This window comes from Mycoplasma tracheobuteonis (assembly GCF_054456995.1).
On record NZ_JBTKTG010000001.1, the window covers coordinates 119,736 to 137,908 of the forward strand.

At 32.9% G+C, this 18,173-nt stretch carries 19 protein-coding genes; 17 read left to right on the forward strand and 2 right to left on the reverse strand.

Features of this window, described 5'->3' with window-relative positions; translation table 4 throughout:
- Positions 1 to 144: 144 nt before the first annotated feature.
- Complete coding sequence (locus ACX1M8_RS00480) at positions 145 to 504, forward strand: hypothetical protein (protein ID WP_458798254.1); 360 nt, start codon at positions 145 to 147, stop codon at positions 502 to 504.
- A gap of 181 nt (positions 505 to 685) precedes the next feature.
- Positions 686 to 1,759: an IS30 family transposase gene (locus ACX1M8_RS00485; protein ID WP_458836593.1), complete on the forward strand. Its 1,074-nt coding sequence runs from the start codon at positions 686 to 688 to the stop codon at positions 1,757 to 1,759.
- Positions 1,760 to 2,195: 436 nt separating this feature from the next.
- Here the strand turns inward: ACX1M8_RS00485 and ACX1M8_RS00490 are convergent, their stop codons facing one another.
- Entirely contained in the window at positions 2,196 to 3,557 is a 1,362-nt protein-coding gene (locus ACX1M8_RS00490) for a leucine-rich repeat protein (RefSeq protein ID WP_458836559.1), read from the reverse strand.
- Between the two features lie 1,260 nt (positions 3,558 to 4,817).
- Here ACX1M8_RS00490 and ACX1M8_RS00495 point away from each other — a divergent pair.
- From ACX1M8_RS00495 to ACX1M8_RS00565, 15 genes are all read left to right on the forward strand, one after another.
- A complete protein-coding gene (locus ACX1M8_RS00495) occupies positions 4,818 to 5,627 on the forward strand; it encodes a hypothetical protein (RefSeq protein ID WP_458836560.1) in 810 nt (269 codons plus the stop codon).
- A gap of 35 nt (positions 5,628 to 5,662) precedes the next feature.
- Positions 5,663 to 6,391 carry a hypothetical protein gene (locus ACX1M8_RS00500; protein WP_458836561.1) on the forward strand — a complete coding sequence of 243 codons (729 nt, stop codon included), beginning with the start codon at positions 5,663 to 5,665 and terminating at the stop codon, positions 6,389 to 6,391.
- Positions 6,392 to 6,506: 115 nt separating this feature from the next.
- Positions 6,507 to 7,025 (forward strand): hypothetical protein, encoded by a 519-nt coding sequence (locus ACX1M8_RS00505; protein WP_458836562.1) that lies wholly within the window; start codon positions 6,507 to 6,509, stop codon positions 7,023 to 7,025.
- On the forward strand, positions 7,009 to 8,844 hold the full coding sequence (locus ACX1M8_RS00510; protein ID WP_458836563.1) for a terminase TerL endonuclease subunit: 1,836 nt from the start codon (positions 7,009 to 7,011) through the stop codon (positions 8,842 to 8,844). The genes ACX1M8_RS00505 and ACX1M8_RS00510 overlap by 17 nt, the downstream gene beginning before the upstream one ends.
- Positions 8,845 to 8,869: 25 nt before the next feature.
- On the forward strand, positions 8,870 to 10,096 hold the full coding sequence (locus ACX1M8_RS00515; protein ID WP_458797989.1) for a phage portal protein: 1,227 nt from the start codon (positions 8,870 to 8,872) through the stop codon (positions 10,094 to 10,096).
- Positions 10,086 to 12,029 (forward strand): HK97 family phage prohead protease, encoded by a 1,944-nt coding sequence (locus ACX1M8_RS00520; protein ID WP_458836564.1) that lies wholly within the window; start codon positions 10,086 to 10,088, stop codon positions 12,027 to 12,029. Before ACX1M8_RS00515 ends, ACX1M8_RS00520 begins: the two co-directional genes overlap by 11 nt.
- A gap of 52 nt (positions 12,030 to 12,081) precedes the next feature.
- Positions 12,082 to 12,432: a hypothetical protein gene (locus ACX1M8_RS00525; RefSeq protein WP_458836565.1), complete on the forward strand. Its 351-nt coding sequence runs from the start codon at positions 12,082 to 12,084 to the stop codon at positions 12,430 to 12,432.
- Positions 12,425 to 13,051 carry a hypothetical protein gene (locus ACX1M8_RS00530; RefSeq protein ID WP_458836566.1) on the forward strand — a complete coding sequence of 209 codons (627 nt, stop codon included), beginning with the start codon at positions 12,425 to 12,427 and terminating at the stop codon, positions 13,049 to 13,051. Before ACX1M8_RS00525 ends, ACX1M8_RS00530 begins: the two co-directional genes overlap by 8 nt.
- 8 nt (positions 13,052 to 13,059) lie before the next feature.
- Entirely contained in the window at positions 13,060 to 13,569 is a 510-nt protein-coding gene (locus ACX1M8_RS00535) for a hypothetical protein (RefSeq protein ID WP_458836567.1), read from the forward strand.
- Positions 13,569 to 14,009 carry a hypothetical protein gene (locus ACX1M8_RS00540; RefSeq protein ID WP_458797984.1) on the forward strand — a complete coding sequence of 147 codons (441 nt, stop codon included), beginning with the start codon at positions 13,569 to 13,571 and terminating at the stop codon, positions 14,007 to 14,009. The genes ACX1M8_RS00535 and ACX1M8_RS00540 overlap by 1 nt, the downstream gene beginning before the upstream one ends.
- Positions 13,996 to 14,475, forward strand: coding sequence for a phage tail tube protein (locus tag ACX1M8_RS00545; RefSeq protein WP_458797983.1), 480 nt, complete (start codon positions 13,996 to 13,998; stop codon positions 14,473 to 14,475). Before ACX1M8_RS00540 ends, ACX1M8_RS00545 begins: the two co-directional genes overlap by 14 nt.
- 12 nt (positions 14,476 to 14,487) lie before the next feature.
- The gene (locus ACX1M8_RS00550; RefSeq protein WP_458836568.1) at positions 14,488 to 14,865 is read left to right on the forward strand and encodes a hypothetical protein; all 378 of its coding nucleotides are present in this window, start codon (positions 14,488 to 14,490) and stop codon (positions 14,863 to 14,865) included.
- 5 nt (positions 14,866 to 14,870) lie between these two features.
- The gene (locus tag ACX1M8_RS00555) at positions 14,871 to 15,128 is read left to right on the forward strand and encodes a Gp15 family bacteriophage protein (protein ID WP_458835239.1); all 258 of its coding nucleotides are present in this window, start codon (positions 14,871 to 14,873) and stop codon (positions 15,126 to 15,128) included.
- A gap of 114 nt (positions 15,129 to 15,242) precedes the next feature.
- On the forward strand, positions 15,243 to 16,079 hold the full coding sequence (locus tag ACX1M8_RS00560; protein ID WP_458836569.1) for a hypothetical protein: 837 nt from the start codon (positions 15,243 to 15,245) through the stop codon (positions 16,077 to 16,079).
- Positions 16,080 to 17,705 carry a hypothetical protein gene (locus ACX1M8_RS00565; RefSeq protein WP_458836570.1) on the forward strand — a complete coding sequence of 542 codons (1,626 nt, stop codon included), beginning with the start codon at positions 16,080 to 16,082 and terminating at the stop codon, positions 17,703 to 17,705.
- Positions 17,706 to 17,715: 10 nt separating this feature from the next.
- Here ACX1M8_RS00565 and ACX1M8_RS00570 read toward each other — a convergent pair whose 3' ends face one another.
- Positions 17,716 to 18,159, reverse strand: a complete 444-nt coding sequence (locus tag ACX1M8_RS00570; protein WP_458797978.1) for a hypothetical protein — start codon at positions 18,157 to 18,159, stop codon at positions 17,716 to 17,718.
- Between the last annotated feature and the right edge of the window lie 14 nt (positions 18,160 to 18,173).

Here is an 18,173-nt window from a genome sequence, read left to right on the forward strand (position 1 = left end):
ATTTAATATGTTCCACATTAGATTTCCATTTTCATCTATTTTGTAGAGATTAAAGTACAATATATAAATATAAAAGAAAGGTATTTTATGTTTGATAAGAAAAATAAAAATTGGTTTATAGTTTTCTCTATTTTATTAGCTATAATGATCGTGTTTGTGATTGCATGTTTTACATTAATAATTTTAGGATCAACAAAATATGCTAATACTGATTTATTTGAGCCATTACTTTATTCAGGCTTAGGTTTCAGCCTTGGTGTTGCATTGATTAGAATAGTAACTATGTTTTACTTTTCAGCTTTCCGTGATACATATAGCGATAACTGATATGATGCAGCTAAATATTATATGAATCTAAATAAATTTGCAAAAGCAATTTATGTATTAATGATTCTATTTTATGGATTTATGTGAGGATATTCAATGCTCAACAAAAGTATTGATGATGTTAAAAATAATAGAAAACCAGAAGATAGTCAAAATGTCACAATGTTTAAAGATTAATTTAATACTTTAAAAGTATTCATTATAAGATAAAAACCGAATAGTCTTGCTTATGGGACTATTCGGACTTAATTGCAATCTCCAGTGCAACACTTTTATTAAGGTGTAATAAAAGTGGAGCACTGTTTTTTATGCTCCACCGAAAACCCCTCAGAAAGAATTTCATATAAATTATACAAGAATAACTTTGAAAATAAGGTATCTTATAGAAACCTTATTAAAAGAAAATTATTCAATAAATGAAATAGCAGAAATTACCAAATTTAATAAAAGTTCTATATCAAGAGAGATAGAATTAAACTCAGATTTGTATGGATATTCAGCAGAATATGCAGAAGAAAAAGCACGAATTAGATATCATTGAAAATGCTATTTTCAATTAAGAAATGAAATCGAAAGTTATCCTGAATTTACTGATGTCTTTATCCATAAATACAATAAAAAGACTTTTGGAATTAAGTTAACTTATATGTATATTAAGTTTAACTATTCATTCAAAATGTCTTCTTTGAGAACAGTTTTTAACTGAATTAATTCATATGCATGAGATATAACCAGGCAAGAAAGATTAAGAAGATTCTACAAAAAAGGTGGCAAAAGAGTAAAAAGTGCATCTGAGAAATTAGTTGGACTAAGAAGATTAAGACCATTTTGGTGTAGACCTCAAAAAATAAACGATAGATCTGACTTTGGTCATTGAGAAATCGACTTTATTATAGGCAAATCTGGAAAAGATAACTACAATTTAATCACTTTTACAGAGCGAATGACTCGATATGGATTCATCATCAAATACAAAGGAAAAAATCCTTGAAATGTAGGAAAAGTTATTTGAGTTCTCATTCGAAAAAAAGAATTAAATGTTAAAAGTATTACCTGTGATAATGGAGTTGAATTTTCAAAATTGTTTTATCTTGCTTATCGACTTAACATATACATTTATCGAGCTGTTCCTTATGCTTCATTTCAAAAAGGTAGCAATGAACATTTTAATGGATTAGTCAGAAGAGAATATCCTAAAGGCACTAATTTTAATAAAATTCCCGAAGAAGAAATATTGCAAACACAGAACAGAATAAATTCAATGCCGAGGGAAATTCATGATTGGCAATCAGCTGATGAATTATTTTTTGACTGGAATTATTATAAGGATAAATGAACACCAATTCCAAGTGATGAAAAATACTTTATTAGGTCAAAACTAAAACAACCATCTAATACCAAAAGAAACAAATTTTTTAAAAATAAATACTAAATGGAAAATTGAAGGAAAGAAAAATATCTGGTGTAAAAGCCAGATATTTTGGTGTTGCAATGGAAATTGCATTTTAGTAAGTGGAGCACTTTTTTTGTGTTCCACCAAAACCCCTTCGAAAGGATTTCATATAAATTATACAAGAATAATCTTGAAAATAAGGTAGCTCATAGAAGCTTTATTAAAAAATATTCAATAAATGGAATAGCATAGCACAAATCACCAAATTTAACAAAAGGTCTATATAAAGAAAGCTGGAATTAAACTCAGATATATATATGGATATCCAGCAGAATACATACTGAATCCCTGTTTTTATGCCACTTTATTTAAGTAATCATTTCGATGCTCCACTGAAGTTCAGTAGATTCCATGAGATGAATAATAATATATTAACTCTAAATTAAAACGACCATCAAATACCAAAAGTTTTATTTTAATATTTTGAATCAATAACTCAAGAGTCATTTATTTTAGCACCACTATACTTATCGTTTATTTGGAATTTTTGTAAAGAAGGAATCTTCATTAATTGTTCGCTTATTGCTTCCGCTCCATCTTCATTAAGAGATGGATTATCTATAATAAATTCTTTTAGATTAGTAATTGAAGCAAAGTCTGTATTAAGTATGTTTAATTCTTTTAAATTCGGCAAGTGAATTTTTTCTAAATTATCTGCCTCTTTTAATAACATCCCATTAAATGATTCAATTGATTCATTATAATATTCCTTAGCATCACCTTTATAATATAATAGTGTATTTCCAACCACGAGTTCATCTTGGGCGCTATTTTCCATAAGGGTATTTTTAAAACAGATATTATGAGTGAAACCTGGAATGTCGATAACATTAACAGGAACTTCGGATGATATGTTGAGTGTGTGTTGTATATGGTCGAGATATCTAAATGTACTTTTTATATATTCTCAATATTTATTATCTCAATTAGGAATGTGTATTTCTCGAATACTGTCTGCTCCACAAAATGAATTTCAGTTGCAAAATTTTACATTTTCTAAATATATTTTGTTTACATATATATTATTTTTAAATGCATTCGATGCCACAAAATATGCCTCATTGTCTATAAACGTTTCGTCTTTTGTGCTACATTTAACAAGCGTAGAATTGATATGTACAACTTCAGGCATTGAAGTGTATTCTCAATCAAATTGAATATTAGGTATTTTTAATTCTGGTGATAGTTTTATTTCTTTTAATGAAAAATTATATTTGAGAAATTCATCAAGAAAAATGTTCATGTTTTCTCTCATTTTGCATTTATATGGTATAACTCCCTTGTACGAATCTAATTCGAGTGTTTCCAATTTCACAGCTCCACTGAATGCCTCGTTTCCGATGCTTCATACATTTTTCAACTTAATACTTTTTATATATTTATTATTTTTAAATGCTTCATTTGCTACTACTGTTACATATTCATTTTCAAAGTGTTCTTGATTTTTTTGATACTTAAACAAAATTTTTCCTAAAATTAATTCATCCGGAAGAAAATCATTAGTAAATATTGGTTCTTCATTAGGAACCGAATTTAATTTTGGGATGTTATAACTTTTTAAGTTGCAACATCCAATAAAAGCCCCTGATCAAATCCCTAATACGTTAGGCAAATCAACAGATTCTAAATTTAAACATCCCGCAAAAGCTTCAATTCCGATTTTTGTTGCGTTAGGAAATGAAATGTGTTTAACATATTTATTTTTAAAAAATGCTCTTTCAAATATTTCTTCTACATCATTTAGTTCTACTTTTTCATCTTTAGCTTGATATTTCAATAATATCCCGTTAATAATCGTAACTTCAGGGAGAGCTTCATAATTAAATGAATCTGAAAAAATAAAGTCTATATCTATATTAGTAGGAATATTTTAAGGTGCTGGATGCCTTTGCATCGCTCTGATAATATTATAACACAAAAAAATAAAATCCTTATAATTTTTTTATAAAATTTTTATAATTTTTTTAGAATTATTTTTTTAAGTGAATGTATTTAAATATATAAAAATATAATTATTATGAGCATTAGGAAACTAGTTGCTCACACAATTATTTTCGATTATAGGAAGTTAACTGAATTAATTTATTTATGTGCTTACATAAATTTGTTTTATATTGTTATGCTTATTTTTTCTTGGATTTCATTTCATTAAATTTGGAACGTTAAATCTTTAGGTTATCGAAGTTATTTGTATTTATAAATTTCTTTTTCTTAAATCGCCCTTACTGATATTACTCTTCATTTCTTTCTTAGCATTGTATGTAGTTTTATTTCGGTGATATATATAAATTAGTAAGGGTGTTATATGGGAGAAAATCTCCCACCAACTTTTCGCTATTTTGATTATAGATCACACATTTAAGATTGTTATAATTCAGATAATTGAATTGTTAAAACCTTATCTAGATTATTCTACATTGATTCACTAAATTCGCACACTTCGGTGTGCTTTTCTTTTGCTGATGATGTAAGGGGGTAGATGGTTGCTTCTTTCTTAATGCTTTAGAATTAAAAAAGTTTTTAGGATGATGATGGGTGCAAGAAGTTGCTTGGGTTGAGTTGAGTTGACTGAGAAGAGTTGGTAGAAGTTGATGCACTTAAGGGTGTAGGGGTATGGGGGGTGTGAAAAAAAAGTCGGTTTCTAGATTTATCCCACCACTGTTTGAGTCTTCCGTGCAGTTTTTCTGATTTTCAAAATCCAAAACCTCAAAATTTCGGGAATTTCTTAAATATACAGAATTAAAAAAATGAATTATGTTATAAAATACTATAAAATACTATTTTTTTACTTTTTTAATTTTATATGGTAGAATTATAACAGATAAAACACACCTATTTCTCTCTTTTATCTCTATTTTTTGCTACTATTCTTTTATTATTTAATATATAATATAAATATATAAATATACATATAAATATATAAATTAATAATAGAAAATAGAGAAAATAGGTATATAAAAAAGGAATGTAAGGTAGGAGTTCAAAACTTTTTTGAGTGTTTTTAATTTTATATATTAAAGAAAAAGGAGCTAAAACAATGAGAAAAATAAATAAAAACTGTTTTACATCTGAAGAACTTCTTAATCATCTAGAAGCAAAAATCAATGAAGCAAATATGGAGCTGTGATGCGACTTATTCTATTCTGATGTAACTCAATGAATAGAACAAAATAAAAGATTTCTAAAGTTCGAAGACTTTAACTATCTTCATTATTTAAAAACTCACAATGCTAAAAAAATAAAAGACATCCTTAACGATGAAAGAAACTGGACCAATTTTGTATTCATCAGAAAATGGAGAAATTTAAAAGCTCAGCAACGGACAGAAAATTACTCAGCTGAAAAATTCAGAGTGGTATTCTGTGAGAAAGCTCAAACTCTTGTGCATCGTGCTTTATTCTTATCTATTTACGAGTTTATTCAGAGTCGTGTTAAGTTATTAAGAGTGGCTTGGAATTATGATGTCAGCACATCTCAATTTATTCAGACACTTTTCAATATAAAGTCAGCGACTCAAGTTACAATGCTTAAAAATTTCAATACTCAGCCCGTTAATAGGCAGTACCCGTCTTTAATTGACTTATATCAAGTGCTGGCTTATTTTGTTGCTACTTTTGGTGATATTGCTCAAAAAACAATTAAGACTCTTTTTTATAATCATCTAAAAAACCACTTTTATTTATATCCAGAAGACAATGGAACACTGATGGACATAATAACAGTCACCTACCGTGTGCTAGATAACTTAACGGCTTTATATTATTGAAATGAAGACAATAAGCAAGGGGAACCTAAATTGAGATGGCACGGAGATAAACGGTACAGCTATATTTCTAAAAAGCTTTAGTCTATTTATATTTTTATATATGTTATAATTAAATTATGAAGAAAAACAGCAGAGAGAGTTGTAACCGTAAAGAGTTAGAGAGCTTTTTGTGTGATAAAATAAAATCGCTAGAACTCTCTTCAGCACTTGAAATTTTCAGCAGTGAAATAAAAAAAGGGATGGAAGAAAATAATAAGTTCCTAAATATTGAGTGCTATTCTCTATGAAAAGAATTTAACCAGAAGAAATACAAGACAATTCAGAACCTTAAAGAAATAGAAACAGACTGAACGAAGTACATCATATACAGAAGATGAAGAGTGAAACCAGCTCAAGAAAAAAAGAAAGATCCCAGCAATGTTGTGTTTTCTGTGATATTTAAAGAAAGAATGAACACCGTAATTCATAGAGCATTATTTCTTGCCCTTTTTGATTACATCAGCACAGAAATAACACAAATAAAAGAAAAGTGGACAATAACAGCGACAGCTTCTCAAATTATGATGGTTATTTTTAACATTAAGTATCCAATTTTAATAAGCAAATTAAAGAATTACAAAAACGAGCCAATAAGCAAACAGTACCCATCCTTGTTAGAACTTTATAAAGCTATTTTTTTACTCATTAAAGAAATGGGGGTGTTTTGTGGCTATATTATTGCTGGACTTTTTCTAAAACATTTAGAAGAATACCACTCAAATTTTCCTAATGATGATAGCATAACAAAGCAACTAGAAGAGACGACTCTTCAGTTTATAAATTACATAAATAAATTAGACTGTTAATCTCAAACGGGAGCAGTTTAATATGGAATTAAAAAACAAAAGACAATTAGAGAACCTCAAGAACAGCATCAGTCAAGAAACAGAAGTAGACTGGGGCGAGTTTTCTAATTCTTTAATGTTGTATGTTATTGACGATATAATCAGCAAAATAAACGAGATAAATAAGCTCCATAGGTATTTTATTAATGAAGTAAAGCCGAGCCGTATAAAGGCCCTAAATGAGCTAATTAAAGAGAAGAATAAACAACTCAAAGTGTTAGAACAAAGACTGAAAGCCGAACAGCAACTGATTTCCCCAGATTTCATTAAAAGCCTGACCCCAGAAAGTGTGAATGAAGTAATTTTTTACGATAACAATAAAAAGTGGCTGGAGAAGAGTATTAAGTTAATAAATGAGCTAAAAAACCAAGTTAAGAAACACACTGAAGAAATAATGCAACTGGAAAACAGTAATGAGGGCTTCGTGGTTGATGAAGATGGGAAGACAACATCAAGAAACGATGAACTTCAGCGAAGTTATAAAATAATAGCTGACCACATCGTTAATAATTTACAAATTCAAATAAGTAAAGAGAAACTCCAAGCAATTCTGGAAAAATACAAAGATGATAGCGAGGATGATTTTGACTTTTAGAGACTTGTACAAAATTCATCCATTATGGAAGAAAGTAGAAAAAGAAGTCAACACTTGAGATTTCTCTAATTTAGATGAGCCGACCCAATATGCTTACAGTGTAGCATACCGACAAGAAAAAGACAAAGAGAAAATTGTAGCCAGCAAGATGGTATTTTTCCAGTGTGCTAGACACTTGCTGTTTTTATATCAGCAAAAACACAACGAGAATTTTCCCTTAAAATATCGCCCCGAGTTTTTTAATGCTATAAAGAATTATGCTAGCAAAATAATAATCCCCCAAATTAATAAGCCGTTCGTTTTTACTGATTTCAGAAAATTCCAGACTGGTTTTATATGGGGCTGAGTTTATAAGAATGAAGAAGACCACTTTTTAACAAACGAAGTGTTCGACATTGAAGCCCGTAAGCAATGAAAGAGTAGCTTTTGAGCTATGATCTCTCTCTGTGTAAGTATGGGTCTTCTTAGAGATGGGAACCCTGAAATTTATTTTGCAGGACCTACAAGAGACAGTAGCAGAATACCGTACGAAATCGCACTGAATTACATTTTTAAAAGCCCGAAAATAGCAAAGGATTACCAAAAAGCAAACACCATCCAAATTTTAAGCAAGAAACGGGGAAAAATTAAGGCGATACCGTTCGACACGGCCGCGCTGGAGGGTAAAAATCCGTCTATGGTTATCCTTACTGAGTACCATCTACACAAAGATGACACAATGCAGAAATCAGCCAAATATGCTAAAAATACAAGTAGGAAGAACCTAATGCTGGTATATGATACTACCAAAGGGACTAAAACAGACTCTGTGTGCTTTATTAGAGAACAAGCATACAAAGGGTTCCTAGAGCAACAAATAGCTCAGCCAGATAAACTTCACGAGAATGCTAATATTTTTCTCTTTTGTGCTGAGCTTGATGAAGAAGACTATGAAAACTGGCGAGACATATCATTATGAAAAAAAGCCAATCCTGGCCTTGATATAACCGTGGCTCTCTCTGACTTAAAAAATGAATACACACAAATAACCAGCAGAAGTCAAGAGACTGAATTTAAGGTAAAGAGACTGGGGATGTGAGTAAATAACGCCAGCAGTTATTTCAGTCTGTTCGATATTCTAGACAATCAAAAAGAAAACGAAGAAAAAGTCAAGCCGTACATTGATACTAATTTCAAAGACTTACAGCCATTGATGGGAGTTGACTTATCCAGCATCCACGATGTAACAGCCGTGGTTCAGCATTGAGAAATACCACAAGAAGATGGGGACAGCATCTGAGTATTTAAGGCGATGGGATTTCTTCCAGAACATAACATAGAGAGAAAAGAATACCTTGACCACGTTCCATATAAAGAGTGAGAACAGAAGAATTTCCTAACTCTCACAAAAGGCGATGTGGTTGACTATAGCGAGTTAAAAAACTACATAAAATTATGAAAAGACACGTTTTATGGTACAATATTGATGTACGATAATTGATGCTTTAACATCGTAAAAAGGTACTTATTAGACGAGAATATTTTTAGAAAAGAAGAGCTGATTCCAGTTAAACAAGGTGTGTACCTAACACCAGCATTTAAAGAATTAGACAGAAAAATAAGATTGAGAAAAATTTATATACTTGATAACAACGAAATGATGATCAATCATTTACTAAATGTAGCAGTCAAAGAAACACAGATGGGAAATTATTACCTTAAGAAAATAAGCCCGTTCCGTAGAATTGACTTAGCTATGGCACTGTTAAACAGTGTGGCTTATAGACACCGTTACAATGAAGAAAAAGAGCAGACAAATTATTACAACCTTATAAATTAATTCAGTTATTACCACGGGAGACACATTGCGTGATAACTGATTCATTAGACTATTCAAACCTAAAAGCATTGCTTATAACTCAAATGGTTATGAGCGTTTTTCCACGTCTTTACAATATAATACCGAGAGCAAATTAATAAGAACCTTAACACCACCCGAACTATTGACTTATTCCAGTGTAGTTCGTTCGTTCCAGATGCTTGCTAATGATATAGCAAAAGTGAATTTTCAATTCATTCAAGAAAATAACGGAACGAAAAACATCCAGCAGAATAATATAACATACATACTTAACAAAAAACCGTGCAAAGACTTAACACCGTGAGAATTTAAAAAGGTAATAGTGTGAAATTTACTCATTCACGGAACAGCACCTATTTTTATCGAACGGGACAATAAGGGAGAAATTACTCAGCTTGTTCCAGCTCATCCTAGCTTTATCAGTAAAAACGAAGATGGTACATTTTTACTCAAGAAAAGCGACACCAATCCAATAACATTGCCAGAAGATTCTGTTATCTGAATAGAGTATGAATTAATAGGTGGACTGGAAGACACTAGCTTTAGACAATTGTTTAAGAGTACAATAAGCAAAGTCAGAGAGAACGAACTAGCTATGCTGAATGCTATAAAAAACGACTTCAGTTATTCAATGTTCTTGAAAATCCAAAACGCGACTGACCAAAAGCAAAGAGAGCAAGCCAATAAGGCAATGCAAGAAATGCTGGAAATGCAGAAACGGGAAGGTCGCTTCGCTGTTGTTATTGATGAAAAGTGGGACTTTGGGAATGCTATGAATACAGCCAGTGGAAAAATAGACTTCCAAACGAGAAACAGCATAGGGAGAGAGTTCGCCAGCTGTCTAGGTATTCCACCAGCTAAACTAGGTTACGACGACCCTAATAAATACAATAGCAGTAGCGAACTAAATAAGGCTTATATTGATAACAGTCTAAAACCCTTACTCATTAATATAACTCAACGGTTGACCTATGCTTTATGTACTCAGCCAAATGAAGAAATTAATTTCAAAATTATTGACTTATTAAGCATCGACTTGAAAGCATTACAAGAATTCGCTGCCAGTGGTATTAATAGTGGATACCTAACCCCGAACGAAGTACGGGAACTTATCGGACTACCTAAACACCCAGACGGGGACATTCTATTAGCTAACGGAACACTTACACCCGTTAACATCCTAGGTAGTCAGACAGATATAAAAAGAAAGGAGGTAGACGTTGGAAAATAAAGTAATTTATATGAATAGTCCACTGGCTGAAGTAATCAGCAGAAACGTGGAAAATACTCAAGACAATAAACAAGAGAGAACAATAGAACTAACGATTGAATTAGACAGCTGAAGCCCAGAATACCCGTTGGGAAATGATGGAAAAAAATACAGAGAAAAGCTGGACCTTAATTGTTTTGATTTTGAAAAACCCGTGGAACAGCTTGAGCTAAATAGCTACCTAGACCACAAAATCGGAATCGAACACCTAATAGCATCAACCAAAGATGGAACAATGTCAGTTCAAAAAGAAGGATCTAAAATCATCGCACGGTTAAAAGTAAACGAAGCAGATCCGTTATCAAAAAAGACGGCTGACTTAATTCAAAAGGGAGTCATTACTTCTAACAGTTTTATATTCAAGCCAGAAGAGCGAGACTTTAAATGATACAAGGAAGAAGAGACAGAAAATGGTGTAACACTTGAAGTCATCCACAAAAAGGCAAAACTCATCAGCATAGACCCTGTGTTCGCTGGATTTTATCCACAAGACAAGTGCCGAGCATATGATGAGAATAATAAATTTCTAGGAAAGGAATATATGGCAGAAATTAATCAAGAGCAACAAACACAAGAAGAAAGAGTTCTAGAAACTCAATCACAACCAGAACCACAAGAAGCAGTAGAAAAAAGAGCAGAGAAAGACAAAGAGTTCGACATTAAATTACCCGATGAAATTAATAGCAAAATAGCTGAAGTAGTCAGTGAGATGAAAGAAATAGTGTCAAAAATCAATGAAAAAGCAAACACACTTTTAAATGAATCTCAAGAAGAAAAAACAGAAGAGAATTCTGTAACAAGAGCAATTCTCAACACAATACAAAAAGGAGAAAAAAACGTGGATATTAAAGAAATAAAAACAAAAATCAAAACACGCCAAAAATTATCAGCTGAAGAATTAGACGCATTTTATTTAGCTAATGCGAAAATTAATGAAGAAGTTAAAAGAGAAGTGGGACTAATTGCCCCAAACAGCAACGAAATTTTAGAAAACTTGACAGCTAGAGCATTAGATGGGACAACAAATCTCAAAGGGCTTGCCGTTGTTGAAACCTTAACAGAACCAGGAATTTTAACAGAAGCATCAGCAGTCTTCCCAGAATTGACTGAGTTCGCCAGAAGAGTACCACTCACGGGACTAGATAAGCTATCAACAAGAGTGTTAGTAGGAGACAAAAAATTGCCTGGAGTAATTGCCGAAGCTGAAGAGTCAACTGATATGAGTGGTAGCACTTTTGCCGTTACATTATTACCAGACAGAAGAAGTGTCAAAATTCAGCAAAACTCATCCCTTACACTCAAGGAACAACTTCTATCAGCTCAAGTACAAAATGTGTCAAACCAAATCTTGGAAGCAGTACGGAAAGACTTATATACAGACATTTTCAAGAATGCTGGAAAGGTATTCAATGCTGAAGACTATACTGGGGGAGCAACTTCAGAAGCTAAACGTTTAACAAACGAAACAAACAAAATCACTTTTGCTGATGTAGACAGAGTAGCAACAGAAATCAGAGCTCAATATGGAGACAACGCCTTAAGCAACTATTTCATTGTACTTCACCCAGATGTTTATGCTGAGCTAAAACGTTCACTAATCAACGACACACAGTCAGCATTAATTAAAGATCTTTACGACATCAAAAACGATACATTTAAAGGTGCCAAAATTATCGTGACAGATAAATACCCAGAAAAAGAATGATCAAAAGGGAAAAAGCCAGTCTTATTCTTACCAAAAGACCAAGTGCTTGTGTATGGTTTAGCAATCGTAGCACAAGACGACCCTTATACAGGCCTAAGCCGTGGTGTTCATTATACAATCGTCTCAACACGGGGACAAGTCAAATTAGTTGACCCATTCATCTATACTAGATTCATAGAAGTAAAATAGAAAGGAGTAGCAAGTTAATTACCAAAATTTTTAGCTTGCTTCTTTTTTATAAATGTACGAAGAAAATAATATAGCAATAGACCCCAATGTTTTACTTGACTGAGTAGAGAGCCTTAAGCAGAGACTAGCAATTGCTGATGATTATTCAGACGATACATTAGCAGAATACATAGCAATAGCCCACAGAAACGTGTGGACACAGTATTATCAGCTTGAGCTTAATCAGTACGAAGCCGTACCACACGAGCACCCGTGAGCCTATGATTTCGTTACAAAGCAAGGGACATTACATTTAGCAGCATTATATTTCTCAAACCCTACAACAACCACAGAAACAAACGTAACCGTGATAGACCAAAGAATGCTGTACAAAATTCTAGGGAGCAGAATAAATTATGGCTAGAATACTATACACAAACCCCAGAGACTACCGAGAACCCTTTATAATCATCAAAATAAAGAAGCAAAACCACCTAGGAATGATAGAAGCCCAACAGCAAGGCGAAACACTCTACAGCCGTTTAATTTATGCTTCTATTATGCGAGAGAGAAATCTACAGACAGATGGAGATGGAAGAACCGAGACCGATACTTTAAGCATTAAGTTCAGAAAGACAGAGTTAAATATAGAAATAGGGGATTATATCTATAGAGACAAAAAAATTTATAACATCATTTCTATTGATAAGGACCTATTCAACCTTCAAGAGCAAAAAGTGACAGCAGTCTTTTACAAAAATTTAGAAGCAATGCCAATAATAAAAAATTATCTTCAAAATTTACAGAATGAAGAAATTAAAAAGGCAGACACTTTACTCATTAAAGATGCAGAGTCAATAACAAAAGACATTAATAATATCAGACAAGAAATAAGAGAACTAAAAGAATACATAACAGAACAAATTAATCAGCTCAACCAAAAACAGGAAACGCTTAACGAGATTCAAAAGTCTACAGACACAGTCAAACAGCTGATACATAATGAATTAAATGAAGAAATTCAAAAACTTAAAAGCAAATAGAAGAAAATATGGACGACGAACTTTTTAAACTTGAGAACGTTAAATTCATTCTCGATCCTAGCTTAAAAAATAAATTAGCTGACTTCAGCAAAAAGCCAGAAGCCCACGACATTTTAAGGAGAAGAGGTCAGACTATTTATTCAGAAGTTAAAGCACAGTTGCCATATGATATGCGACCAAATAGAGCAAAATACAACCAGCAGAAGCATATGCGTGACCGTTTTAAAATTACCGAGAGAATTTCTAGAAAGAAAGCAACAAACGGGGAATTGCGTGTTACTCTAGGTTTTAGAGGCATCAATAAAGAAAAAGACGCTAGAAGCATATACCCACTGGTGCAATTATGGGGCTCACGTAGAAAATATCAAGGAAGCTCCAGCTGAATCCAATTCAAGACAAGTAGAAACCCCGACCTATTAAGAAAAACAGCAAAAACACAAATGCAAGGAATAAAAAGCGAAGTAATTCAAGCTTACGAAAATTATGCTAGTGAGATAAATAAGAAAGGAGAGAATTAATGCGAAGCCTAGGAAATGTAATCAGCAGTCAAATTTATAATGCTATAAGCATACAAAACAAGCCTCCGTACTGATATCAGTTGCTAGAAGAGAACACGGATGCTATATTTTTCAAACAAGAAAAGCCGACAGTGTTCAGCCGTTATCTAAATAACGATGTTAATGTTTTAAGTTTTCAAATTTACTTCATTCAAGACTCGCTCTCTCATATAGAACAGCTCAATAGCTATAAAGAAATGTATCAGCAACTGACACAACTCACTGAATTAAAAGACTACATCATAATAGCCAAAGCACTTAATAATTTAATTATAGACAACAACGAGTACATAGCACAAGCAGACAACATCGTTACAAACAGTTACGATCTTAATTCTCAAGCCTATGTAATCAATTACGAAATCCTAATCAAAGCAAAGGAGCAAAATGTTAAAGACTAATAACGGGAATAAGCTACTAATTGCCTTATATCCTACAACATCAACAACAAAGGACACAGCTCAGTACGAAGAGCTCAAATTTATAACCGAGTTAAAATTAAATTACTCAAGCAAAAAAGAAGATCGTAATTACTTCCATAATGGGGGAGAAACTACCAGCATTATAACGGGGAAATCTTCTTCTCTATCTGTTAGTGTTGATTACGATAATACAAACGAGCTTCACCAGTATTTAGTTCACTTGTTAATTAGTGAGCCTTATAAATGTAATAATCAATTCATTAAACTAGAACTTAACGGAGTAAATAAGGCGACTGCATCATCATCCAAAAACCAAGCTGTTACAACTTTAAGTGGTAAAGCAGTGATCCAATTCAAAAACGGAATCCCAAGTGGTAACGTAGACGACCTTGTTAAGTTACAATTCGACATCATCCCCCAAGATGATAAGTGAGAATATAAATAGAAAGAAGAAACGATGAGCATCTTAAAAATAGACGACATTATAAAACTAGGGGAAGATCACTATATTGAGTTCAGAAGACAAAAGTTCGCACTTGATACAAGTTTTTTAAGTGTAGCAAGACTGGAGAAATTTCTCAAGGAAAACAAGGATGTAACAAACCCAGAAGACTTTATAGGCAAAGGCGAGGAGTTTTTAAAAATCTTTTTCAAATATCCAGAACAGTATAGAGACTTCATATCATTAGTGAAACACACACTGCTCAACCCGAAACAGCAAGAGATTATTTTTCTGAATGTTTTCCAATTTTGAGAAGAGAATACATTCCCTAAAGTGGATGGGGATACTGATGAAAAAAAGTCCCCAAGCTCATTGACTTCTCAGTCGATATAGATTTCATTGTTGCTGATTTCAGAAGATTTTACCAATTACAACCAGCCGAAATTCTCTCTCTGAATTTTAAAATATTTATGTGCTATCTTAACTCATTACCAGAAGACGCTTCACTGTCTAAAATAATTCAGCTAAGAAGTATGAGTGAATTAGATATCCACGATGACAAAATTCTTGAGCTTAAGAGAAAATTCACACTGGAACAAAAAGAAGCAAATACTGAAATTCTAAGCATCTGAGCAAGCCAATTAGCAAAGGAGTAACAAATGAGTGTAGGAAGAGTAGAACTTAGCATCGGGCTAGATGTTAAAAGCATAGACAAAACACTGAAACGGATGCAGAAGAAATTCACCCGTTCAATTAATAATCTCAAAAATATGTTTATGGCAGCCAAACTAGGGAGCTATTTATTTATAGGAGCCGACAAAAGCATTCAAGAATATATGGCAAAAATGCGACAAATAGCAGCACTGAATGAAGCTGGATTCGGTAAGGATATAAGTAACAGATTGTTTGAAATCACGAACAATTTTGAAAAGCTAGGGTATTCAGCTGATATGGCAAATGATTCTTTTACTCAGTTCATTACCACGGGAAAAGCAACATCGTTACAAACTATAGGAATCTATTTAGATAAGAATACAAAACAGACACTGACTAACGCATCAGCTCAAGAAAGGCTGAATTATCTTCTTAAGAACGGTAACCGTTTATATAATCAGCAAGCAAACGCGATGCCACCAGCCATAGCTAATATGATAAAAATGAAAAAGGCTGGGGAAGATGTTCAGAAAGCACTAGGGCAAGCATTTCTGGCTACTATTAATGCTGTTATTAATGCTCTAGGGGGAATAACCCCAGCCCTTAAAACGGCGATTTGAGCTTTTACAGCATACAAAACGGCAATGATACTGGGAAACATCGGAATCGGTATTTCTAAAGCAATCGCAATCGGGAGTGTATGAAGTGCGCCAGCAGCGTTACTTATGGGGGCATCGGCACTGGCATCAATTAGTGCCTTAATAGGTGGTGCAGCAATTGCTACATCGGCACTCAATAATATGGAAATAGATAAGGCACCAACTCAAGGCAACCAAGATGGTGGAAATTTAAATATTAAAATAGTGCAAGACCGTTATGGAAGTATTAATGAAGTCAGCAGAGCAAATGGAAATAATAGAAAAGTTCAAACAAATTATGGAAGTGGAAACTAGATGAATATAAAAGCTTTCAGCCGTAATTTAGTGCTTACCATAAACGGGGATTCTAATTGAATTTTTAACGATAATATAAAATTCGACTATCACGCATTTAACTACTCAAAAGTAAACATCAACAATGTAATCCACCGTTCTCAACTAAACGGGAAACATCTTGAGTATTCCAATGTACTAAATAAGATCCCACTTCATTCTATCGCCACTTTATCAAGTAACGGACTGGTATTCTTCACGGGCATAATTACATCACTGGGGAGACTATCACTCAAACCCGATAAGGTTAAAGACTTCAGCATTGAAATAACCGACATACGGGAATGATTAAGCAAGAAGACCCCAGCAGATATTCAATTCTTAAACATGAAGCCAGCAAAGGCACTTACTTCATTCATAGAAGCACTAGATGAGCCAAAAATTAAAATAGGTAGTGTAAATTTTACAAATAACGAGAATATAATAGCCTATGACACTGTTAACAAAAATGCCTACAGCATTCTGAAAGAAATCATAGCAACTCAAACGAAGAGTTTCCTATATTTCACAACAGACAAAAACGGGAATGTGCTAATTAATTACAAAAGCGAGAACGATTTTTTACAACAGCAATCCGTTGAGATTACCCCACAAAATTGAGCAAGCTTAAAAATTACAGAACTCTCTTTAGATACTAATACAGACAAATATATAAATAGGATAAGGTTCGAGAGCGAGAATATAATCAGCAACAAACCCGTTCGGGAAACTAAAGTGCTAAACAAGAACACGACCAGCATCAGTCTAAAGAACGATGTAGCTTACTGAGATGAAGACCAGTCTTATAACTTTTATATAGATACAGCAACAGAAGACAAAGAACCCCAGCCACTTATAATCATCTCAAAGGATAAAGCTTCAGAAGGCTATAATTATCATTTTTATTTTACTCAAGGAAATAACGAGCTGACTAAACACCCAGAGTTCACAGCAGAGAACAAGGTAATAACATACAGCTATTACACAAAAAGAAAGACAGCCGTTACAATTGAGAACACTAAAGAAATAAGAAGAATAAACGAACTGACACAATTCCGTGGAGATGTTTATTCATATGATAAATATAACGACTTTTCAAGTATTGACGACTTATACAAGTTCGCTAAACACGAGCTGGAAATAAAATCAAAGATGATTGTAAATATCAGCCTACACTGTGAGGTTCCATTCCTTAACATCGGGGATGCTATCTTCTTACATTATGGAGACAGTAATTTAGATGGTAAATATATTGCCCACTCATTTACGGGAGAATATAACGGAGCAAGCGACACCTTAAAAATTAATTACCTACTGTCTTCTTCTCTTGATGCTGATACCATTCTGAATTATTACGATAATCAAGCCTTCCGTGATAATCCAGTCAAAAGAAAAGACAAAATTCAAAGCAAGTACCAAGACGTTAAAAATCTTTTTAATTTTTTACAAATCAGCAAAAAAGAGACATCACAGAAAACGGCTCAACTAGCTTCAATATCTTACAAACTTCCACAGCTTTTACCGTACGGAAATCTCTACCACTTGAATATGGAAAAAGTTAAGGAGCTAGAAAAACAAAGTGGAAAAATTCAAATAATAAGGATATAAAAAACCACCTTTAGTGGTTAACGGTTTGTGTGTATTTCTCTTGAGCATTCTTTACTATTTTGAGTTGTCTAAAATACACAATTCTGTAAAGATAAAAATAAGCAAATAAATAAAACGGACAGCATACTAAAACGAGAGCAATAGAATAGAAAGCAACAGCCCCAAGTGTTCCAGCATAAAATAAATAATGCTTATTATAAACAAATAACGGTGTTACATCATCGTAAACAGCATACTGAAAAGTGGGGAAGTGTTCGTACTGATACACCTTAAGTTTTGCCGAGAAAGTGCTAGGAATTAAAACAAGAATCCACAACACAACAAAGATGGCTGTAATAGATAAGGTTCCAGCTATTATTCATTTTATTTTCTTGAGTTGTTTTCTACTTCTCTTCAAGTCAGAGAACTTCTTATTTATTTCAATTGCTTTAGGAGTTAAGTCTTTATTATTCATATTTTAATTATAGC